At 72.3% G+C, this 19,948-nt stretch carries 28 protein-coding genes; 14 read left to right on the forward strand and 14 right to left on the reverse strand.

Features of this window, described 5'->3' with window-relative positions; translation table 11 throughout:
- Window positions 1-2: 2 nt before the first annotated feature.
- From ACZ7PG_RS32485 to ACZ7PG_RS32495, 3 genes are read left to right on the forward strand one after another with little or no spacing between them, the layout of a single operon-like run.
- The gene (locus tag ACZ7PG_RS32485; protein ID WP_470242949.1) at window positions 3-389 is read left to right on the forward strand and encodes a DUF1048 domain-containing protein; all 387 of its coding nucleotides are present in this window, start codon (window positions 3-5) and stop codon (window positions 387-389) included.
- Window positions 386-1,153, forward strand: a complete 768-nt coding sequence (locus ACZ7PG_RS32490; RefSeq protein WP_470242950.1) for an ABC transporter ATP-binding protein — start codon at window positions 386-388, stop codon at window positions 1,151-1,153. Before ACZ7PG_RS32485 ends, ACZ7PG_RS32490 begins: the two co-directional genes overlap by 4 nt.
- Complete coding sequence (locus ACZ7PG_RS32495; RefSeq protein WP_470242951.1) at window positions 1,150-1,911, forward strand: ABC transporter permease; 762 nt, start codon at window positions 1,150-1,152, stop codon at window positions 1,909-1,911. Before ACZ7PG_RS32490 ends, ACZ7PG_RS32495 begins: the two co-directional genes overlap by 4 nt.
- Before the next feature lie 3 nt (window positions 1,912-1,914).
- On the opposite strand, the gene ACZ7PG_RS32500 is transcribed toward ACZ7PG_RS32495, so the two are convergent.
- Complete coding sequence (locus ACZ7PG_RS32500; RefSeq protein WP_470242952.1) at window positions 1,915-2,862, reverse strand: LysR family transcriptional regulator; 948 nt, start codon at window positions 2,860-2,862, stop codon at window positions 1,915-1,917.
- 100 nt (window positions 2,863-2,962) lie between these two features.
- Here ACZ7PG_RS32500 and ACZ7PG_RS32505 point away from each other — a divergent pair, with 100 nt between their 5' ends.
- From ACZ7PG_RS32505 to ACZ7PG_RS32525, 5 genes are read left to right on the forward strand one after another with little or no spacing between them, the layout of a single operon-like run.
- The gene (locus ACZ7PG_RS32505; RefSeq protein ID WP_470242953.1) at window positions 2,963-3,199 is read left to right on the forward strand and encodes a hypothetical protein; all 237 of its coding nucleotides are present in this window, start codon (window positions 2,963-2,965) and stop codon (window positions 3,197-3,199) included.
- Window positions 3,196-4,062 (forward strand): AAA family ATPase, encoded by an 867-nt coding sequence (locus ACZ7PG_RS32510; RefSeq protein WP_470242954.1) that lies wholly within the window; start codon window positions 3,196-3,198, stop codon window positions 4,060-4,062. Before ACZ7PG_RS32505 ends, ACZ7PG_RS32510 begins: the two co-directional genes overlap by 4 nt.
- Window positions 4,055-5,143, forward strand: coding sequence for a vWA domain-containing protein (locus ACZ7PG_RS32515; protein ID WP_470242955.1), 1,089 nt, complete (start codon window positions 4,055-4,057; stop codon window positions 5,141-5,143). The genes ACZ7PG_RS32510 and ACZ7PG_RS32515 overlap by 8 nt, the downstream gene beginning before the upstream one ends.
- Window positions 5,144-5,152: 9 nt before the next feature.
- Complete coding sequence (locus ACZ7PG_RS32520; RefSeq protein WP_470242956.1) at window positions 5,153-5,422, forward strand: hypothetical protein; 270 nt, start codon at window positions 5,153-5,155, stop codon at window positions 5,420-5,422.
- Entirely contained in the window at window positions 5,419-5,808 is a 390-nt protein-coding gene (locus ACZ7PG_RS32525; RefSeq protein WP_470242957.1) for a hypothetical protein, read from the forward strand. Before ACZ7PG_RS32520 ends, ACZ7PG_RS32525 begins: the two co-directional genes overlap by 4 nt.
- Here the strand turns inward: ACZ7PG_RS32525 and ACZ7PG_RS32530 are convergent.
- The 11 genes from ACZ7PG_RS32530 to ACZ7PG_RS32580 are packed head-to-tail and all read right to left on the reverse strand — an operon-like array spanning window position 5,805 to window position 12,720.
- On the reverse strand, window positions 5,805-6,164 hold the full coding sequence (locus tag ACZ7PG_RS32530; protein WP_470242958.1) for a hypothetical protein: 360 nt from the start codon (window positions 6,162-6,164) through the stop codon (window positions 5,805-5,807). The two genes, ACZ7PG_RS32525 and ACZ7PG_RS32530, sit on opposite strands and share 4 nt — an antisense overlap.
- Complete coding sequence (locus tag ACZ7PG_RS32535; RefSeq protein WP_470242959.1) at window positions 6,161-6,430, reverse strand: hypothetical protein; 270 nt, start codon at window positions 6,428-6,430, stop codon at window positions 6,161-6,163. Before ACZ7PG_RS32535 ends, ACZ7PG_RS32530 begins: the two co-directional genes overlap by 4 nt.
- Before the next feature lies 1 nt (window position 6,431).
- Window positions 6,432-6,674 carry a hypothetical protein gene (locus tag ACZ7PG_RS32540; RefSeq protein ID WP_470242960.1) on the reverse strand — a complete coding sequence of 81 codons (243 nt, stop codon included), beginning with the start codon at window positions 6,672-6,674 and terminating at the stop codon, window positions 6,432-6,434.
- Between the two features lie 10 nt (window positions 6,675-6,684).
- A complete protein-coding gene (locus tag ACZ7PG_RS32545) occupies window positions 6,685-6,912 on the reverse strand; it encodes a hypothetical protein (RefSeq protein ID WP_470242961.1) in 228 nt (75 codons plus the stop codon).
- Window positions 6,913-6,924: 12 nt separating this feature from the next.
- Window positions 6,925-7,179: a hypothetical protein gene (locus ACZ7PG_RS32550; protein WP_470242962.1), complete on the reverse strand. Its 255-nt coding sequence runs from the start codon at window positions 7,177-7,179 to the stop codon at window positions 6,925-6,927.
- A gap of 10 nt (window positions 7,180-7,189) precedes the next feature.
- Complete coding sequence (locus tag ACZ7PG_RS32555) at window positions 7,190-7,762, reverse strand: SRPBCC family protein (RefSeq protein ID WP_470242963.1); 573 nt, start codon at window positions 7,760-7,762, stop codon at window positions 7,190-7,192.
- Complete coding sequence (locus ACZ7PG_RS32560; protein WP_470242964.1) at window positions 7,756-8,661, reverse strand: XdhC family protein; 906 nt, start codon at window positions 8,659-8,661, stop codon at window positions 7,756-7,758. The genes ACZ7PG_RS32555 and ACZ7PG_RS32560 overlap by 7 nt, the downstream gene beginning before the upstream one ends.
- Window positions 8,662-8,671: 10 nt before the next feature.
- Window positions 8,672-11,065 (reverse strand): aerobic carbon-monoxide dehydrogenase large subunit, encoded by a 2,394-nt coding sequence (locus tag ACZ7PG_RS32565; protein WP_470242965.1) that lies wholly within the window; start codon window positions 11,063-11,065, stop codon window positions 8,672-8,674.
- Window position 11,066: 1 nt separating this feature from the next.
- A complete protein-coding gene (locus ACZ7PG_RS32570; protein WP_470242966.1) occupies window positions 11,067-11,606 on the reverse strand; it encodes a (2Fe-2S)-binding protein in 540 nt (179 codons plus the stop codon).
- Between the two features lies 1 nt (window position 11,607).
- Complete coding sequence (locus ACZ7PG_RS32575) at window positions 11,608-12,465, reverse strand: FAD binding domain-containing protein (protein WP_470242967.1); 858 nt, start codon at window positions 12,463-12,465, stop codon at window positions 11,608-11,610.
- Between the two features lie 9 nt (window positions 12,466-12,474).
- Window positions 12,475-12,720 carry a hypothetical protein gene (locus tag ACZ7PG_RS32580; protein WP_470242968.1) on the reverse strand — a complete coding sequence of 82 codons (246 nt, stop codon included), beginning with the start codon at window positions 12,718-12,720 and terminating at the stop codon, window positions 12,475-12,477.
- Window positions 12,721-12,853: 133 nt separating this feature from the next.
- Here ACZ7PG_RS32580 and ACZ7PG_RS32585 point away from each other — a divergent pair, with 133 nt between their 5' ends.
- From ACZ7PG_RS32585 to ACZ7PG_RS32600, 4 genes are read left to right on the forward strand one after another with little or no spacing between them, the layout of a single operon-like run.
- Complete coding sequence (locus tag ACZ7PG_RS32585) at window positions 12,854-13,723, forward strand: FAD binding domain-containing protein (protein ID WP_470242969.1); 870 nt, start codon at window positions 12,854-12,856, stop codon at window positions 13,721-13,723.
- A gap of 1 nt (window position 13,724) precedes the next feature.
- Window positions 13,725-14,195 (forward strand): (2Fe-2S)-binding protein, encoded by a 471-nt coding sequence (locus tag ACZ7PG_RS32590; protein ID WP_470242970.1) that lies wholly within the window; start codon window positions 13,725-13,727, stop codon window positions 14,193-14,195.
- Window positions 14,192-16,540 carry an aerobic carbon-monoxide dehydrogenase large subunit gene (locus ACZ7PG_RS32595; RefSeq protein ID WP_470242971.1) on the forward strand — a complete coding sequence of 783 codons (2,349 nt, stop codon included), beginning with the start codon at window positions 14,192-14,194 and terminating at the stop codon, window positions 16,538-16,540. The genes ACZ7PG_RS32590 and ACZ7PG_RS32595 overlap by 4 nt, the downstream gene beginning before the upstream one ends.
- A 19-nt stretch (window positions 16,541-16,559) precedes the next feature.
- Window positions 16,560-17,222, forward strand: coding sequence for an RraA family protein (locus tag ACZ7PG_RS32600; RefSeq protein WP_470242972.1), 663 nt, complete (start codon window positions 16,560-16,562; stop codon window positions 17,220-17,222).
- Here the strand turns inward: ACZ7PG_RS32600 and ACZ7PG_RS32605 are convergent.
- Together ACZ7PG_RS32605 and ACZ7PG_RS32610 are read right to left on the reverse strand one after the other, a co-directional pair.
- Window positions 17,213-17,362, reverse strand: coding sequence for a hypothetical protein (locus tag ACZ7PG_RS32605; protein WP_470242973.1), 150 nt, complete (start codon window positions 17,360-17,362; stop codon window positions 17,213-17,215). The genes ACZ7PG_RS32600 and ACZ7PG_RS32605 overlap by 10 nt on opposite strands.
- 54 nt (window positions 17,363-17,416) lie before the next feature.
- Window positions 17,417-18,307: a LysR family transcriptional regulator gene (locus ACZ7PG_RS32610; RefSeq protein ID WP_470242974.1), complete on the reverse strand. Its 891-nt coding sequence runs from the start codon at window positions 18,305-18,307 to the stop codon at window positions 17,417-17,419.
- A gap of 68 nt (window positions 18,308-18,375) precedes the next feature.
- Between ACZ7PG_RS32610 and ACZ7PG_RS32615 the strand changes: the two genes are divergently transcribed.
- Together ACZ7PG_RS32615 and ACZ7PG_RS32620 are read left to right on the forward strand one after the other, a co-directional pair.
- A complete protein-coding gene (locus tag ACZ7PG_RS32615) occupies window positions 18,376-19,224 on the forward strand; it encodes an EamA family transporter (protein ID WP_470242975.1) in 849 nt (282 codons plus the stop codon).
- A 27-nt stretch (window positions 19,225-19,251) separates the two neighbouring features.
- Entirely contained in the window at window positions 19,252-19,926 is a 675-nt protein-coding gene (locus tag ACZ7PG_RS32620; protein WP_470242976.1) for a GntR family transcriptional regulator, read from the forward strand.
- Window positions 19,927-19,948: the final 22 nt, after the last annotated feature.

The raw sequence follows: 19,948 nt of genomic DNA on the forward strand, positions 1-19,948 counted from the left end.
CCATGTCCGAGACCGAAGACGGCGGCTTCATCGCCAAGTTCATCACGCTCGTGATCGGCGACAAACGGCGGTGGCGGCAGTACAAGGCCCGCGTGAAGCGGCTCCCGCCGAACTACCGGACGGCCGTCGAGGCGATCGAGCGGTACCTGATGCACTTCGGGTCGCTGGACAGCGACAACGCCGCCTCCCTCTTCGAGGACGTCGCCGATCTGTTCGAGCGGGCCGCGGCGGACGGGACGCCGATCCGCGAGATCGTCGGCGACGATCCCGTCGAGTTCGTGGACGAGCTGATCCGGAACTACGCCAAGGGCGGCTACGTCGCCCGCGAGCGGCAACGGCTGACCAGCGCCATCGACCAGGCCGCCGGCGAAGACGGGACCGCGAGATGACCGCGATCCGGGTGCGCGGGCTGGAAAAGTCCTACAAGACACTGAAAGTGCTGCGCGGAGTGGACTTCGACGTCGAGCGGGGCAGCATCTTCGCCCTGCTCGGCTCCAACGGCGCGGGCAAGACCACCGCCGTGAAGATCCTGTCCACCCTCCTCAAGGCCGACGCCGGCGCGGCCAGCGTCCTCGGGTTCGACGTCGTCGCGCAGGCCGACGACGTGCGGGCCGCCATCAGCCTCACCGGGCAGTTCGCCGCCGTCGACGAGATCCTCAGCGGGCGCGAGAACCTCGTGCTCATCGCCCGGCTGCGGCACCGGAAGCAACCCGGCAAGATCGCCGACGACCTGCTGGAGCGCTTCTCGCTGACCGACGCGGGCGCGCGGAAGGTGTCGACGTACTCGGGTGGCATGCGCCGCCGCCTGGACATCGCCATGAGCCTCATCGGCGATCCGCCGGTGATCTTCCTGGACGAGCCCACCACCGGGCTCGACCCCGAAGCGCGCCTCGAAGTGTGGGACGCGGTGAAGGGTCTCGCCGCGCGCGGCACGACGGTGCTGCTCACCACCCAGTACCTCGACGAGGCCGAGCAGCTCGCCGACCGGATCGCGATCCTGCACGAGGGCCGGATCATCGTGAACGGCACGCTCGCCGAACTCAAGGCGCTGCTCCCGCCCGCCGAGGTCGAATACGTCGAGAAGCAGCCGACGCTCGAGGACGTCTACTTCGCGGTCGTCGGCTCCCGCACGGAAGGGGACGGACAACCATGACCACGCACGTCGCCGGCGACACCACTGTCCTGTTGGGACGGTCACTGCGCCACGTCACCCGCAGCCCGGACACCGTCATCACGACCGCGGTGATGCCGATCGCCATGATGCTGATGTTCGTCTACGTGTTCGGCGGCGCGATCGACACCGGGCCGGGCTCGTACGTGAACTACCTGCTGCCCGGCATCCTGCTGATCACGATCGCCTCCGGCGTCGCCTACACCGCGCTCCGGCTCTTCACCGACCTGAAGAGCGGGATCTTCGAGCGGTTCCACTCGATGCCGATCGCCCGCTCGGCCGCGCTGTGGGCGCACGTGCTGACGTCGCTGGTCGCCAACGTGATCTCGCTCGTGATCGTCGTGGGGGTCGCCCTGCTCATGGGCTTCCGCACGAGCGCGGGAGTGACGTCGTGGCTCGCGGTCGCCGGCATCCTGGTCCTGTTCACCCTGGCGCTGACGTGGATCGCGGTGCTCGCCGGCCTCACCGCGAAGACGGCCGAAGGCGGCAGCGCGTTCTCCTACCCGCTGATCTTCCTGCCGTTCCTCAGCTCGGCGTTCGTGCCCACCGCGACGATGCCCGGGCCGGTGCGCTGGTTCGCCGAGCACCAGCCGGTGACGTCGATCGTCAACACGATCCGGGCCTTGTTCACCGGGCAGCCGATCGGCACGGACATCGGGGTCGCGCTGGCGTGGTGCGCGGGAATCCTGGTGGTGGCCTACGTCTTCGCGGCGGCCGCGTATCGCCGGAAGATCTCGTAGGCGTCAGCTCCAGATCGTCACGTAGACCGGCGGCCGGAACCGCGACGGCGGCACCCCGCTCCCCGGCGAGCGCATCACCTGCATCGCCGCCGGCGTCCCCAGGAAGTGCCGCAGAGAATTCGCCGCCCCCGAACGGCGGTCCGTCGGCAGCGTCGTCACGTGCCAGCACAGCGACATCGGCGTCCCCCGCGCCGGGACCACCGCCAGCTCGTGACGGCGCAGCTGAGGAGCCACCAGGTGCTCCAGCGCCACCGACACCCCCGCGCCGCTCGCCGCGGCCGACCAGGCCGCCGTCTGGTTGGGGAAGATCTGAATGCCTTCGTCCGGTACGCCCAGCCGGCGCAGCAGGCGGAGCGTGTCACTGCCGGGGTCGGCGCCGGCCGGGTCGAGCAGCCAGCGCCAGTGCGCCGGACCGCCCTGGTGGCGGCTGTTCGGCGAGCCCACCACGACGAGCGAACCGCGGAAGACCGGGACGCAGTCGAGGCCCTTCGCCGCGTCGCCGGTCAGCTCCGGGCCCAGCGCCACGTCGGCGAGCCGGTTGGCGACCAGGACCGCCAGCTCCGTGGTGCGGGCCAGCCCGGCCGACGCGTCGATCGAGTTGCCCGAACGCCGGGTGAACGCCTCCAGCAACGGGTTCGCCACGAACTCGGCGATCTCGCTGGTCACCGCCAGCTGCAACCGCGCCGCCACGCCGTTGGCCTGCCGGACCGCCGCGTCCGCCTCGGCGCCGAGCGCCACCATCTGCGAGGCGATCGGCAGCAGCCGGCTGCCGCCCGCGGTCAGCGTCATCCCGCCCGCGCGCTTGATGAGCAGCTTGTCGCCGTGGTGCAGGCGCAGCGCGGCCAGCGCCTGGGACACCGCGGGCTCGCTCACGCCCAGGGCCTTGGCGGCGTCCGTGACCGAGCCGAGCCGGGCCACCAGGACGAACGCGTTGAGCTGGCCCAGAGTCATGGTCCCAGGTTCTCCGTCGAGCCGATCACGAGACACTACAGCTTAAGGGAAGCATTAATCGACCGCCGGCACGGCCACGGTCCGCCACTAGCCTCGGCTGATGGCCGATTCCGACGAGACCCTCCGGGTGCTGCGCGAGATCTGGGACGCCACCGGGCAGAGCAGCGAAGACGTCGAAGAAGCGTGCGGTCCGCAGAAGGCGTGCAAGAGCACGCGCGCGGTCGGCTTCGACGGGCTCACCTCGAGCTGGCGCGACCAGCTCGCCGCCGACGGCAAGCTCGAGGCGGGCGCGACCACCGTCGGCGACCTCGTTCTCGGCCGCGACCGGCAACCGTGACGCGGGAGTACCCGGACACCGTCGCCGGCCTGACCGAGCGGCTGCGCGGCGCCGGCTACCTCGCCGACCGCGGCCTCGCCACGGCCCTGCTCGTGGCCACCCGCCTGCACCGGCCGATCCTCCTGGAAGGCGAGGTCGGCGTCGGGAAGACCGAGCTGGCCAAGACGGTCGCCGAGGTCTTCGACCGGCAGCTCGTCCGCCTCCAGTGCTACGAGGGCATCGACACCGCGCAGGCGCTCTACGAATGGGACTACGCCCGCCAGCTCCTGCACATCCGGGCCCTCTCCGCGGCGGAAACGGGCGAACGCGCCGTGGCCGACCTGTTCGGCCCCGAGTTCCTGGTGGAACGGCCGCTGCTCACCGCCGTCCGGCAGGGCGCGCGAGCCGTGCTCCTCATCGACGAAATCGACCGCGCGGACGACGAGTTCGAAGCCTTCCTCCTGGAACTGCTGGCCGACTTCCAGGTGACCGTGCCCGAGATCGGCACGATCCGGGCGCCGAGCCCGCCCCTGGTCGTGCTGACCTCCAACCGCACCCGGGAGCTGCACGACGCCCTCAAGCGGCGCTGCCTCTACCACTGGATCGACTACCCCACCGCCGAGCGCGAGGTCGAGATCGTGCTGACCCGGGAGCCGGAGCTCCCCGAACTGCTGGCGCGCAAGGTGGTCGCGGCCGTGCACCGGCTGCGCGAGCTGGACCTGGCGAAGCCGCCGGGGGTCGCGGAGACGATCGACTGGGCGCGGATGTTGCGCTTCCTCGGGCTCGACGAGCTGGACGCGGACACGCTCGGCGCGGTGGTCAAGGACCGCGACGACCTCGACGTCGTCCGCGCGAACCTGGCGGAGATCACCTCCGGTGGCTGAGGCGTTCGTCCCCCTGTTCGTCGGCTTCGCCCGCGCGCTGCGGACCGCCGGGATCGCGGCCGGGCCGGGTGACGTCCTGACGTTCTGCCGGGCCGCCGCGGTGCTCGACCCGGCCGATCTGTCCGATGTGTACTGGGGTGGCCGGGTCACGCTCCTGGGGCGGCACGAGGACATCCCGCGGTACGACGAGGTCTTCGAGCGCTACTTCCTCGGCGGTGCTCCCCTCCCGGAGACGCTCGTCGCGGAAGTCGCCCGCGAAGCGGTCCTCGCGCTGCCCGAGGCCGAAGGCGACGGCCCCGAGCGCGAAGCCGAGGCGGTGCTGGGGCTCACCGCGTCCGACGCCGAATCGGTGAAGGACAAGGCGTTCGGCGCGTGCACGCCCGAGGAGCTGGCGGCGATCCGGCGGATGATGGCCCGGCTGCGGCTCACCCCGCCGCGCCGCCGCACCCGCCGGACGCGGCCCGCGCGCCGGGGCCCGATCCCCGACCTGCGCCGGACGGTCCGCGGAACCCTGCGCCGGTACGGGGAAATCGACGAGCTGCGCCGGCGACGCCGCCGGGTCAAGCCGCGGCCGCTCGTGCTGGTGCTGGACGTCTCGGGCTCGATGGCGGACTATTCGCGGCACCTGCTGCAGTTCGCCTATTCCGCGCGGCGGGCGGCGGCGCGGGTCGAGGTGTTCTGCTTCGGCACGCGGCTCACCCGGATCACCGACGAGCTGGGCAGCCGCGACGCCGACGTCGCGCTCGCCGAGGCGGCGCGGACCGTCGTCGACTGGGAGGGCGGGACCCGCATCGGCGACTCGCTGGCCGAGTTCGTCCGCCGGTGGGGCCGGCGCGGGATCTGCCGCGGCGCGGTCGTGGTGGTCTGCTCGGACGGACTCGACCGCGGTGATCCGGAGGTGCTGGCGAACGCCGCCGAGCGGCTGTCGCGGCTGTGCCACCGGCTGGTGTGGACGAACCCGCACGGGCGCCGTTCGGCCACCGGGATGCTGGTCGTCGCGCCGCACGTCGACGTGGTCGTGCCGGGGCACGACCTGCGCAGTCTGGAAGAGCTGGCGGCGCTGCTGCCACGGCTGGGATAGGAGGCGCGGATGCGCTGGAGCGTGTCGATCGAGGCGGCCGGGGACCGCGTGCTGACGCGGGAGGAGATCGTCGAGCTGGCTGACGCCGTCGCGCCGAGCGGCGGCATCGCGAGCGGCATCGGCTCCACGCGCTACGGCGCGCAGCTGCTGGTCGAGGCACCCGACCGGGACACCGCGATCACCCTGGCCACCGAGGACTTCGGCCGCGCCGTGGCGACCGCCGGGCTCCCGGCGTACCCGGTGGTGCGCACGGAAGTCCTGGGCGAGGACGACGAATGATCCGCCTCGGCTCGGCGGCGGGCTACCCGTTCGAAGGCCCCCGGCTGCTGGGCGGCTGGACCCCGCCGGCGTCGGCGGCGGTGTACGCGGTGCTGTACAAACCCGACCCGGACGAACGCCCCGACCGGTACGCGGTGGTGTACGTCGGGCACAGCGACGACCTCTCGCGCGAACGCTTCCCGTTCCAGCACCCGCGGGCGTCCTGCTGGATCAAGCGCGCCGGCTCGAAGTGGAAGGTCCACATCTGCACGTACGAAGCTCCCGGCGCGGGCCAAGCGCACCGGGAGCAGATCGTGCGGGAACTTCTCACGGTGTACCGACCCCAGTGCAACGCCGAGCAGTTCGAACACAACTGGCCCGAGCACTGGATCGGCCACAGCCGCTAGCGCGGGACGAACCCGACCATTTCATGCAGCCGCGAGCGCCGGGTTCCCGACGCCGGCCGCGCGGGCGGCCGTTCTTCGGTCGGCGGCTGGTACGTCGCGCCGGTGACGATGTCCTCCGCCATTCCGTACAGCAGTGGCAACGCGCCCGCCACCACGCCGCCCGTGCGGTTGATGTGCTCGACGCCCGGGACGATCGCCTCCGCGTGGCCGTTGATCTCCCGCACCTTCTCCGCGCAGTCCTCGAGGTTCGCCGCGATGCGGCCGAGCAGGGAACCCACCCAGAAGAGGTAGACCGCCAGCACCGCGGTCAGCAGCACGATGTCGACGACGGTCAGCACCACCAGCAGCGACGTCATGACGTCACCTTTCCGAGCACCCGGCCGAGGAACAGGTGGTGCCGCAGCCCTTCGGCGAGCACCCCGTCGACGCGACCGGCGGTTTCCGGGATCAGAGCGGTGTCAGCCGTGTTCGAAGCCGCGTCCCGCAGGGTGCCGCGGATCCCGGCGACGCGCTCGTCGATGACGCGCACGTACCGGATGAGCAGGCTCAGCAGCCCGGCGACCGCGAGCGCGACCACGAACCCGGCCACGATCGCGATCCACCACAGCGTCTCGTCGGACACCTCAGCCTCCCAGGCGTTCCCGGCCGCGGCGCAGGCCGGCCGTGATGACCTCGGCGTGGTCGATCGTCGTGCGCAGCCCGCGCAACGCCGCCGTGTGCCGCACCGCCGCCTGCAGCTCGTCGTCGATCAGCGGCGCCGCGCGGCCGATCGACCGCGCCAGCACCAGGATCGGCACCACCAGCGCGACGACGGCCAGCACGACCACCACCCCGATCACGTACCCGACGATCCAGCCCGTCGTCATGCCCGCCTCCTCACACCGTCTCGCAGAAGTCGCGCACCGGTTTCAGGTCCGCGTTGACGTTCTCCAACGCCCCTGGCACCGGCGCGGTGCGTTCGGCGACCAGCCGGACGCCGCCCAGTACTCCGCCGAGCGTCTTCCGCACGTGCGCCAGGTGCAGGATGACGCGCAGCAGGCCGACGGCCGCGAACAGGATGATCAGGCCGGCGATCACGAGCGTGACCCAGGCGGCTGCGAGCATGACCGTTTCCTTTCAGCCGAGCAGTTTCGCGACGCTGCCGGCGTACCGGGTCGCGCCGGCGGACACTTCTTCGATGGTCGTCGCCGTCCGCGCCAGCGCGGCCGGCACCGGCTCCAGCTGCCCGGCGAGCCGGCCGCCGCCGGCCAGGATTTCGTCGGCCGCGCCGCGGATGCGCTCCACGGCGGCGAGCACCCGGTTCAGCAGGGCGATCACCACCGGCAGCACGACGAACAGCAGCACGGCGTTGCCGATCCACCACAGGGCCACGACGTCCTCCTCAAGCGCTCCGGTAGGGCAGGAAGAACCGGCGGAACACGCGCCGCAGCGCCAGCAGCGCGGCCTGCACGCCGATCCGGAACCCGCGCGCGGGCGCCGCTCCGGCGACGAGCTCCTCACCGCGTTCGACGCGGTCGATGCCGTCCTGCAGGTTCACCGCGAAGTCCCGCATCAGCACCGACGAGACGTCGGCGATCATGCCGCGGCCGTACTGCGCGGCGGCGCCGGAGACCTGCAGGTCCTGGTCGACGTCGACGCGGGTGCCCGCCCCGGCGCGCACGAGGGTCGCGGTGAGCGTCATGCCCGCCGTCCCGCGCCCCTTCTCTTCGGATCCTTCGGCGACGACGACGATCCGCTTGGCCGCGTCGTCGCGTTCGCTGATCTCCGCCGTGCCGCGGAACTTCAGCGACACCGGGCCCATCCGGACGCTGACGCGGCCGCGGTAGTGCTCGTCGCCGAGGTCCTCGGTCAGCTCCGCGCCGGGCAGGCAGACGGCGACCCGCGGGACGTCGTCGAAGAACCGCCAGACCTTCTCGACCGGCTGGGCGACGTCGAACCGGTTCCGGATCAGCATCGGACGTCCTTCTTCGCGTAGTTCGAGGGGTCCCCGCGAAACGCGTCGCGGCAGCCGGCGCAGCAGAAGTAGTAGGCCTTCCCGCCGTGTTCGACGGGGTCGCCGACCGGCTCGACGGTCATCCCGCAGACCGGGTCGACCAGGTCCTCGACCGACAGCGCGGACGCCCGCGGCGCGGCGCGGAACGCGACCAGCTCGGCCAGGATCGCGACCGCGATCTCCCGGTGCGGCACCCGCCCGAGGTCGAGCCCGGCCGGGACGCGCACCCGGTCCAGGTCTGCGCGCGGCAACCCGCGATCGGCCAGATACCCGAGGACGGCCTCACCGCGCCGGCGTGACCCGACCAGCCCGACGTACGCGGGCCCGGCCCGCAGCGCGCCTTCGACCGCGTCCTCGTCGAAGTGTCCTTGCGTGGCCACGACGACCATGGTGCGCGGGCCGACGTCGTCGAACTCCGCCCGCGGGAGGAGTTCGGCGCACCAGCCGAGCGCGGTGGCGAGGTCGACGAGCGTGCGCGCCATCGGCGACCGGCCGACGACCAGCAGGTGCGGCGCCGGCTCGACCGGCTCGATGTAGATCTCCAGCGCGCCTTCGCTCTGGCAGGCGATCGGCACGACCGTCATGCCGTCGGGCACCGCCTCGCCGAACTGGCCGGACGTCCCGAGCAGCAGCAGCCGCGGTTCGCCGTCGGCGATCGCCTGCCGCGCCTCCCGGACCACGACCGGTTCGGCGCAGGCCCCGCCGATCCAGCCGTCGAGGACGCCGTCGGCGGTGACGATCGCCCGGCAGCCTTCCTTGCTCGACGACGGGCCCTGGCGCCAGACCACCGTGGCCCAGGCGAAGCTCTCACCGCGGTCGGAGAGTTCCCGGGCCCGCTCGAACAACGTCCAGTCGTGCATCGCGTTCTCCTCAGCCGTCCGACGTCCGCAGCGGGGGCATCCCGGACACGTCGTGGCGGTCCCGCAACGCTTCCCAGACGCGGTCGGGCAGCACCGGCATGTCGATGTTGCGCACCCCGGTGTCGTCGATCGCGTCCATCACCGCGTTGACGAAGGCCGCCGGGCCGCCCACCGCGGCGCACTCCCCCACGCCCTTGGCGCCGATCGGGTGGTGCGGCGACGGCGTGACGACCTCACTGTGCAGCTCGAACCCCGGGGTCTCCCACGCGGTCGGCAGCAGGTAGTCCATGTAGTTCGAGCCGATGCAGTTGCCCTCGGCGTCGTAGGTGATGAACTGCATGTTCGCCATCGCGTAGGCCTCGGTGAGCCCGCCCATGATCTGGCCTTCGACGATCATCGGGTTGATCCGGACGCCGCAGTCGTCGACGGCGACCAGGTTCAGCACGTCCCACACACCGGTCTGCGGGTCCACCTCGACGGTGACGATGTAGACCGCGAACGGCCAGGTCAGGTTGGGCGGGTCGTAGTAGGCGACGTTCTCCAGGCCGGGTTCCATGCCGTCGGGCATGTTGCCGTACGCGGCCATCGCGCACTCCTGGATCGTGACGCCCCGGTCGGGGGCGCTGCGGACGTAGAACCGGCCCAGCTCCCACTCGACGTCCTCTTCGGACACTTCGAGCAGGTGCGCGGCGAGTTTCCGCGCCTTGGCCCGGATCTTGCGCGCCACCATCGCGGTGGCCGCGCCGGCGACCGGCGTGCTGCGGGAGGCGTAGGTGCCCATGCCGAACGGCGCGGTGTCGGTGTCGCCGTGCTCGACGACGATGTCGTCGGCCGGGATGCCCAGCTCGTGCGAGACGATCTGGGCGAACGTCGTCTCGTGGCCCTGGCCCTGGGTCTGCGCGCCGATCCGCAGCAGGGCCTTGCCGGTGAGGTGCACCCGCAGCTCGGCCGAGTCGAACATCTTGATGCCGAGGATGTCGTACTCGCGGCTGTTGCCGGCGCCGAGCGGCTCGGTCATGGTCGAGATGCCGATGCCGAGCCTGCGGCCCCGGGCGCGGGCTTCTTCCTTCTGCCGCAGGAAGTCCTCGTAGCCGACGGCCTTCAAACCGACGTCCAGGCACTTCTCGTACTGGCCGGAGTCGACCAGGAAGCCGTAGGGCGTGCGGTGCGGGAACTGGTCGTCGCGCACGAAGTTGCGCCGGCGGAACTCGGCCTGGTCGATGCCGAGGTCCAGCGCGGCCTGGTGCACCATGCGTTCCTGGAAGAACATCGCCTCGGTGACCCGGAACGAGCACCGGTAGGCGACGCCGCCGGGCGCTTTGTTGGTGTAGGTGCCGCGCGCGGCCAAGTAGGCGTGCGGCACGTTGTAGCAGGCGAACGCGGAGTGCAGCAGGCCGATCTTGAACTTGCTGGGCTGGGCGTCGGCGAAGAACGCGCCGTGGTCGGCCACCGCGTTCATCCGCACCCCGAGGATGCGGCCGTCGGTGGTCAGCGCCATTTCGCTGTCGAGGTACATGTCGCGGGCGAACCCGGTCGAGATCAGGTTGCCGGTCTTGTCCTCGATCCACTTCACCGGCTTTTCCAGCAGGATCGAGCAGAGGATCGAGCACACGTACCCCGGGTAGACGGGCACTTTGTTGCCGAAGCCACCGCCGACGTCCGGGGAGATGATCCGGATCATGTGCTCGGGCAGCTCGGCGATCATCGCGACGGCGGCGCGGACGATGTGCGGTGCCTGGGACGTCAGGTAGACGGTCAGCTTCGACGTCGCCCGGTCGAAGTCCGCCACCGAGCCGCAGCATTCGATCGGCGACGGGTGCGAGCGCGGGTAGTGCAGCCGCAGCTTGGAGACGTGGTCGGCCCGCTCGAACGCTCGATCGGTGCCCTCGCGGTCGCCGACCTCCCAGTCGTAGATGACGTTGTCGCGCCGGCCGGCCTTGTCGTCGCGGATGACGGGCGCGTCCGCGGCCATCGCCTGCTCGGGGTTGACGACCGGCGGGAGCGGCTCGTACTCGACGTCGATCGCGTCGCAGGCGTCCTTGGCGATGTACGGGTCGTCGGCCACCACGCAGGCGACCTCCTGACCCTGGAAGCGCACCTTGTCCGTGGCCAGCACGGCTTGCGTGTCGTAGGACAGCGTCGGCATCCAGGCCAGGTTGCGGGTCGCGGCCATCTCGCCGGTCAGCACCAGCCGCACGCCCGGGATCTCCCAGGCGCGGCTGGTGTCGATCGACTTGATCCGCGCGTGGGCCAGCGGGCTGCGCAGGATCTCCATGTGCAGCATGCCGGGCAGCACGATGTCGTCGGTGTAGTTGCCCTTGCCGCGCAGGAAGCGGTTGTCCTCCACCCGGCGGCGGCTGGCCCCGAGCCCGCCGATCTTGTTCTCGTCCAGCGCCCGCGACACGTCAGGCCTCCTCTTCGGGCTCGTCGGAGCGCAGCCGGGCCGCGGCCCACAGCACCGACTTCACGATGTTCTGGTACCCGGTGCAGCGGCAGAGGTTGCCCGACAGCGCCCAGCGCACCTCGTCCTCGGTCGGGTCGGGGTTCTCCGCGAGCAGCGCCTTCGCCGCCATCAGCATCCCGGACGTGCAGAACCCGCACTGCAGCCCGTGTTCCTCCTTGAAGCCCTCCTGCAGCGGGTGCAGCCCGCTCGGCGTCGCGAGGCCTTCGACGGTCGTCACCGCGCGGCCGTCGGCCTGGACGGCGAGCATCGTGCACGACTTGATCGGGCGGTCGTCGACGAGCACGGTGCAGGCGCCGCAGTTGGTGGTGTCGCAGCCCATGTGGGTGCCGGTGAGCTGAAGGCCCTGGCGCAGCAGGTGCGAGAGCAGGAGCCGGGGCTCGCACTCGACGACGCTGCGGCGCCCGTTCACGGTGACGGTGATCCGCCGCGTCGGGACGTCGTCCGAGTCCTGGCCGTCCTGGATCACGCGCACGCTGGTCATCTCACGCCACCCTTCGCTCGAGGATGCGCCGCACGAACACGCGCACCATGTGCCGTTTGAAGTCCGCCGAGCCGCGGTGGTCGCTCTTCGGCCGCGCGGCCTGCGCGGCCAGGCCCGCCGCGTGGTCGATGACGTCGCCGGTGAGCGGTCCGCCGACGAGCGCCTGGGCGGCGTCGGCGGCTTCGATCGTCGCGGCGCCGACGCCGGTCAGCGCGATCCCGGCGCGGGTGACCGTGTCCCCGTCGCGTTCGATCGCGACCGCGACGCCCACGGTCGCGAAGTCCCCGACGCGCCGTTCGAGCTTGAGGTACCCGCCGTCCGGGGTCCCGCCCGGCGCGGGGATCACCGCCTCGACCGCGATCTCGTCGTGCTCGAGGGCGTTCTGGAACGGGCCGTGCACGAAGTCCCGCACCGGGATGGTCCGCCGCCCGCCGGGTCCGGCGGCCACGACCGAGCCGCCGAGGGCGAGCACCACCGACGCCCAGTCGCCCTGCGGGTCGGCGTGGCACAGCGAGCCGACGAGCGTGCCGCGGCTGCGCACGAGCGGGTCGGCGACCAGCCGCGCGGCCGCCGCCATCACCGGCTGGGTGCTCTTCAGCAGGTCCGAGCGCTCGAGGTCGCCGTGCCGGCACAACGCGCCGACGTGCAGGTTCCCGTTCTCGTCCAGCTCGTGGTGGTCGAGGCCGGGCACGGTGTTGAGGTCCACGAGCAGCGTCGGCGAGGCGAACCGGAGCTTCAGCAGCGGCACGAGACTCTGCCCGCCGGCGAGCAGTTTCGCGTCCTCGCCGCCGTCGTGCAGGGTGCGGATCGCCTCGTCCAGCGAGCGGGGCGCCTCGTAGCGGAACCGGGTCGGGTACACGGTGCTCCCTCAGTCGTCTCGAGCGGGCGCGGCCGGGTCGGGCACGGCCACGGGCAGCGACTCGTCCGTGGGATCGGGGCGGGGCCGCTGGTGCGGCGGCCACGGCCCCGCGACCGGGCGGCCGGCGACCTTGAGGAAGTCGACGAGCTCCGGGTACGCCCACACCGTGGGGCTGCCGCCGTCCTTCGGCGCGTCTTCGACCAGCTCGAACATGCGCGGGTTGTCCCGGCTGTGCCCGTCGGACTCGATCCGCATCCCGCGCCCCCGCTTCGCCGTCGGTCCTGGTGTGAATCGATCTTTCACCCGCACTCCAGGTGCGACAACGCGCGATTAACCCTTTGCTTAAGGCGGTTGCGGTGCCGGTCCGCGCGGAGAACGATCGACCGCTATGCAGGTGCCCGCCCCTTTCGAGTACGAGCGCGCCACCAGCGTCGAGCACGCGTTGACGCTGCTGGAGAAGTACGGCCCGGCCGGGCGGGTCATCGCGGGCGGGCACAGCCTGATCCCGATGATGAAGCTGCGGCTGGCGGCGCCCGAGGTGCTCGTCGACATCAACGAGCTGACCGAGCTGGGCGGGATCGACGCGACGCCGGAGACGCTGCGGATCGGCGCGCTCGCCCGGCACGCCGACCTGCTCGCCTCGCCCGGGGCCGGGGCGCTGTTCCCGGTGCTGCACGACGCCGAGCGCGTCGTCGCGGACCCGATCGTGCGCAACCGCGGCACGGTCGGCGGCTCGCTGTGCCAGGCCGACCCGTCCGAAGACCTCTCCGCGGCGTTCACCGCCGTCCGGGCCGAAGCGGTGATCCGGGGCCCGGCCGGTGAGCGCGTCGTGCCGGTGCGGGACTTCTTCGACGGCCCTTACGAAACCGCCGTCGGCGAGGCGGAGCTGCTGATCGAGATCCGCGTCCCGATCCGGCCGGGCCCGGGCAGCAGCGCCTACGCGAAGGTCGGCAGGCGGGCGGGCGACTGGGCGGTCGCCGCGGCCGCGGCGGCGCTCACGCTGGACGGCGGCACGGTCGCCGAAGCCGGGATCGGGCTCACCGCCGTGGGGGCGGCCCGGTTCGTCGCCGCGGAGGCGGAGGACTTCCTCCGCGGCGGGCCGGCCACCGCCGCGCGGTTCGCCGAGGCGGGCGCCATCGCCGCCGAGCACTGCCGGCCCACCGCCGACCAGCGCGGCCCGGTGGACTACAAGCGCCACCTGGTCGCCACCCTCACCACGCGCGCGCTCGCGCTCGCCAAGACCCGCGCGGAGGCCTGACGTGGAGATCACCGTGACCGTCAACGACGAGCGGCACCGCCGTTCGGTGGAGCCCCGGCTGCTGCTGGTCCACTTCCTCCGCGACGAGCTGGGCCTCACCGGCACGCACTGGGGCTGCGACACCTCGAACTGCGGGGTCTGCGTGGTGTGGCTCGACGACGTGCCGGTCAAGTCGTGCACGGTGCTGGCCGCGATGGCCGACGGCAAGCGGGTCCGGACCGTCGAAGACCTCGCCGACGGCGCCGCGCTCGACCCGGTGCAGCAGGGTTTCGTCGCCTGCCACGGCATCCAGTGCGGGTTCTGCACCCCCGGGATGCTGATGACCGCGCGCTGGCTGCTCGACCGGGACCCGGACCCCGCCGACGACGTCATCCGCGAAGCCATTTCGGGGCAGCTGTGCCGCTGCACCGGCTACGAGAACATCGTCCGGTCCATCCGCTGGGCCGCCGAGAACCCGGAGGGACGGCGATGACCGGCGGGTTCGGCTCGCGGACGCGCAAGGAGGACGCCCGGTTCGTCCGCGGCCGCGGCACCTTCGTCGACGACCTCGTCCGGCCCGGCATGCTGCACGGCGCCGTCCTGCGCAGCCCGCACGCGCACGCGCGGATCGTGTCGGTCGACACCAGCGCGGCCGAGGCGCACCCGAAGGTCCGGCTGGTGCTGACCGGCGCGATGCTCGCCGAGCGCGGGATGGCGTGGATGCCCACGCTCTCCCACGACGTCCAAGCCGTGCTGGCCACGGACAAGGTGCGGTTCCAGGGCCAGGAAGTCGCGTTCGTCGTCGCCGAGGACCGGTACTCCGCGCGCGACGCGCTGGAGCTGATCGACGTGGAGTACGAGCCGCTGCCCGCGGTCGTCGACGCGCGCACCGCGCTGTCCCCCGGCACCCCGGTGATCCGCGACGACCTGGGCCGCACCGACAACCAGGTCTTCGACTGGACCGCCGGCGACGCCGAGGCGACCGACGCCGCGTTCGCGCGCGCGGACGTCGTCGTCGGGCAGGACATGCTCTACCCGCGGGTGCACCCGGCCCCGCTGGAGACCTGCGGCTCGGTCGCCGAGGTCGACGTCATCAGCGGGAAGCTCACGGTGTGGTCGACCGCGCAGGCCCCGCACGCGCACCGGCTGATGTACGCGAAGATCACCGGTCTGCCCGAGCACCGGATCCGGGTCGTGGCCCCGGACATCGGCGGCGGGTTCGGCAACAAGGTCGTCGTCTACCCGGGCTACCTGTGCGCGGCGGTCGCCGCGATGCTCACCGGGCGGCCGGTGAAGTGGGTCGAAGACCGGTCGGAAAACCTGATGAGCACGTCGTTCGCCCGCGACTACCACATGCACGGCGAGATCGCCGCCACCCGCGACGGCAAGCTGCTCGGCCTGCGGGTGCGGGTGATCGCCGACCACGGAGCGTTCAACGGCACCGCCCAGCCGTCGAAGTTCCCGGCCGGGTTCTTCCACGTCTTCACCGGCTCCTACGACCTGCCGGCGGCGCACTGTTCCGTCACCGGCGTCCACACGAACAAGGCTCCCGGCGGGGTCGCGTACGCGTGCTCGTTCCGGATCACCGAAGCGGTCTACGTCGTCGAGCGGATGATGGACGTCCTCGCCCGCGAGCTGGACGTCGACCCGGCCGCGTTGCGGGAGCGGAACCTGCTGCGGCCCGAGCAGTTCCCGTACACGTGCGCGACCGGCTGGAACTACGACTCCGGCGACTACCCGCGGGCGCTGGCGCTGGCGCTCGAGATGGCCGGGTACGCCGAGCTGCGTCGCGAACAAGCCGAGCGGCGGGAGCGGGGCGAGCTGATGGGCATCGGGATCAGCTTCTTCACCGAGGCGGTCGGCGCGGGCCCGCGCGAGCACATGGACATCCTCGGCTTCGGCATGGCCGACGGCGCCGAGCTGCGCGTGCACCCGACCGGTTCGGCGGTGCTGCGGCTGTCGTGCATGTCCCAGGGCCAAGGCCATGAGACGACGTTCGCCCAGCTGGTCTCGCACGAGCTGGGGATCCCCGAGGACGAGGTCGAGATCGTCCAGGGCGACACCGACCAGACCCCGTTCGGGCTGGGCACGTACGGCTCCCGCTCGACCCCGGTGTCCGGCGCGGCCGCGGTGACGGTGGCCCGCAAGGTCCGCGAGCGCGCGCGTCAGGTCGCTTCGGCGATGCTGGAGGTCGATCCCGGCGACCTGGAGTGGGAGCGCGGGCGCTGGTTCGTCCGCGGGGTGCCCGACCGCGGCCACACGATCCGGGAGATCGCGCTGGCGGCGCATTCGGACCTCGCGCTGCCCGAGGGCGTGGAAGGGCACCTCGACGCGACCACGGTGTACAGCCCGCCGAACCTGACTTTTCCTTTCGGCGCTTACGTTTGCGTGGTCGACGTCGACGCGGACACGGGTCAGGTGCGGGTCCGCCGGTTCGTCGCGGTCGACGACTGCGGGGTGCGCATCAACCCGGCGATCGTGGCCGGCCAGGTCCACAGAGGACTGGCGGACGGCATCGGGATGGCGTTGATGGAGCTGGTGGCGTTCGACGAGGACGGCAACCACCTGGGCGGCTCGTTCATGGACTACCTGCTGCCGACGGCGCTGGAGTGCCCGTCGTGGGAGCTGGGCGAGACGGTGACGCCGTCCCCCCACCACCCGATCGGCGCGAAGGGCATCGGCGAGTCGGCGACGGTCGGCTCGCCGGCGGCGGTGGTCAACGCGGTGGTGGACGCGCTGGCACCGTACGGAGTCCGCCACGCGGACATGCCGCTGACCCCGGCGGCGGTGTGGCGAGCGATGCGCGGCGACCCGCTGCGTTCGGATCTGGCGGTGTAGCCGCCGGTAGCATCGCGCGATGCCGGTGAACGACGAGCTCGCCCAGAAGTTCCTCGCGGTGGACACCACCGCCCTCTGCGATGTCGACAAGACGACCCGGGTGGTGCACAGCGCGCTCCGCCCCCGATCGGCCCGGCAGCGCATCTTCGGGCCCGCCTTCACGGTCCGCTGCCGCGACGACTTCCTCGGCGTGCTCCAAGCCATCGAAGCAGCAGCGCCCGGCGACGTGATCGTGGTCGACGGCGGTGCGCGCGAGATCGCCCTCGGCGGCGAGCTGTTCGCCCGCGGCGCGCTCGTCCGTCAGCTCGGCGGCATCGTCGTGGACGGCGGCTACCGGGACATGGCCTACGTCGGCGGCTGCGAACTCCCGTTGTACAGCCGCTTCGTCACCCCACTGTCCGGGACGTCGTCGAAGCTCGGCGAGCTGCAGGTGCCGGTGACGTGCGGCGGGGTCACGGTGAACCCCGGCGACCTGGTGCTGGCCGACGGCGAAGGGCTCATCGTGGTGGCGCCCGACCGCATCGGCGACCTCCTCGACGGCGCGCTCGCGATCAAGCGGGCCGAAACCGCTGTCATCGACCGGCTCGACGCGGGAGCCACGCTCAGCGAGACGTTCGCTCTCGCCGAGCACGTCGCGGCGCTGGGCCGCGGTGAGGCGTCCGCGCTACGGCGTCAGAACTGACGTTCCGGAAGCGCCGCAAGGCATCGGGTGCAGCCGGACTCCTTCAGGTGCTGGTGCCAGACCTGGTGCGGGTTCGCGCTGTCGCAGGTCTGCTGGAACACCTGGTTGGCGGCCTGGCTGCCGACCGGTGTCTTGCGCACAGGTTCGTGCTCCGGCCCGAGTACTGCAGCCACCACCCGGGCCGCAGTTGTGCCTCAGCGGGCGAGCAGCCCGAGCACCAGCGCGAGCGGCGGCCACACCTCCCGCCCGCGCCGGGTGCAGGCGAACGCGCGCTGCCGCACGTCCGGTGACGCCAGCGGGAGCAATGCGACCCCGGGTCTCGTGGCGCGGCCGGCCGGCAGCAGGCCGACGGCGGGCGCCGGGCCGGTCGCGATGAGGTCCTCGACCAGTTCCAGGCTGTCCGCGCGGTGCGTGACGCGCGGGGTGAACCGGGCCGTCGACGCCAGCCGGCGGATCACGTCTTCGTCGGCGCTGTTGCGGGAGTTGACGATCCAGTCGTGGTCGCGGAACGCCTCGAAGACGGCCACGGTGCTCTCGCCCCGCGCCCGGGCCGCGTCGGCCGCCGGGACGGCCAGGCCCCACCGCGCCGTCCACAGTGGACTCACCGTGATCGCCGGGTCCGTGACGACCGGGGCGAGGTCGTAGTCGTAGGTCAGCGCGAGGTCGATGTCGTCGGCCAGCAGCGCGGCGAAGGCCTCGTGCGGTTCGTATTCGCTGATCCGCAGCTCCACCTGCGGGTGGCCGTCGGCGAGCGCGGCGGCGGCCGGGAGCACCGAGCGCCGCACGGCCGTGGCGAACCCGGCGACGCGCACGGTGCCGGCCGGTTCGGCCTGGGGGTCGAGGTCGGCCCGGGCGGCCTCGACGGCGGCGAGGATCGTCACGGCGTGCTCGGCCAGGCGGCGTCCCGCGGGGGTGAGCCGCACGCGCCGGCCGTCCGGTTCCAGCAGCGGGGCACCGGTTTCCTTCGCCAGCACCGCGATCTGCTGCGAGACCGTCGACGTCGTGGTGCCGAGCACGTCCGCCACCGCGCGCATCGAGCCGTGGCGGGACAGCTCGAGGAGGAACTGGAGCCGTCGAGTGTCCATGATTCCTGAACAGTACATCCACGATCGGCACGTGGACACGAACGGTCCGGATCGGTTTTGCTGGGTTCGTGCTGTCCTCCACCCGAACCGGTGCGGCCTTCGCGGTCGCCGCCATGCTCTGCGTCCAGCTCGGCCTCGCCGTGTCCGTCGGCCTGTTCGACCGCATCGGCCCGGAGGGCGCGGCGTGGCTGCGGCTGGCGTGGGCCGGCGTGCTGCTGCTGGTCTTCGTCCGGCCGCGGCCGTCGTCGTTCCGGCGGGCCACCTTCCTGGCCTGCTGCGGGCTGGGCGTGGTCACGGCGGGGATGACCATGCTGTTCATGGAGGCCGTCGCCCGCCTGCCGCTCGGCACGGCGAGCGCGCTGGAGTTCCTCGGCCCGCTCACGGTGGCCGTCACGCGCGGCCGCGGCGGCAAGAAGCTGTGGCCGGTGCTCGCCGCACTCGGTGTCGTGCTGCTGACCGAACCGTGGCGAGGCGGCGCCGACCTGCTCGGCGTCGGCTACGCACTGGCGTCCGCGGTCTGCTGGGCGGCCTACATCCTGCTGACGCAACGGGTCGGCGACGAGGTGGCGGGCGTGCGCGGGCTCGCCGTGTCGATGCCGGTGGCGGGGATCGTGGCGACGCTCGCCTACGGGCCGGCGGTGTTCGGGCACGTGACGGCGGAGCTGCTGCTCATCGGCCTCGGGCTCGCGATCCTGCTGCCGGTCGTCCCGTTCAGCCTGGAGATGCTCGCCCTGCGGCGGCTGAACACCTCGGCGTTCGGGACGCTGATGAGCCTGGAACCGGCCATCGCCCTGACGATCGGGCTGGTCGTGCTCCACCAGGTCCCGGACCTCCCCGCGGCGGCGGGAGTGCTGTTCGTCGTGGCGGCCGGCGTCGGCGCGGAGCGCACCGGAGCGCGGGAGCCGGTCGTTTTGTAGCACAATATTCCGCTGTATCGTACGTTCGTGAATCCAGGGGAGACCGCGCCGGAGCGGGTCGCGAGTGCGCTGCGAGACGAGTTGCTGGACGGAGCGCACCCCGTCGGCACCCGGTTCCGCGAGGAGGACCTGGCGGAGCGCTTCGACGTCGGCCGGCACACGATCCGCGCGGCGCTGCGGCTGCTCGTCGAACGCGGGCTGGTGGTCCACGAGCGGAACCGGGGTGCCGTCGTCGCGCCCTTGAGCCAGCGGCGCATCGACGAGGTCTTCGACTTCCGCAAGGTCCTGGAGCTCGGTGCCCTGCGCATGGCGCTGGCGGCGGGCGCCGATCTCGGCCCGGTGCTGGCCGAAGTGGACCGGCTCGAGGCGCTGGCCGCACAGACTCCCGACCCGCCGTGGCGTGAGCTGACGCGGGCGCACAGCGCGATCCACCGGTCGATCGTCGCGGCCGCCGGCAACCGGCACCTGCTGGCGGGCTACGAGCGGTGCGAGGACGAGGTCCGGCTGCTGCTCACCTTCGTCCGGCCGGACTTCGACGCCGCGCGCCTGGCCGCGGTCCACCGCGACCTGGTGGAGCAGCTCCAGCGGGGCGGGGAGGCCGCGGTCGACGCCCTCACCGAGGACATCGACCACCGGGGCCGGGCCGCGCTGCTGGCCGCGCTGCACCGCGCGGAGGAGAGCGCCCGCCTGCTCGGCCGCTGACGCGACCCGGGTGTGACGTCAC

This window comes from Amycolatopsis sp. NPDC114504, from assembly GCF_055633595.1.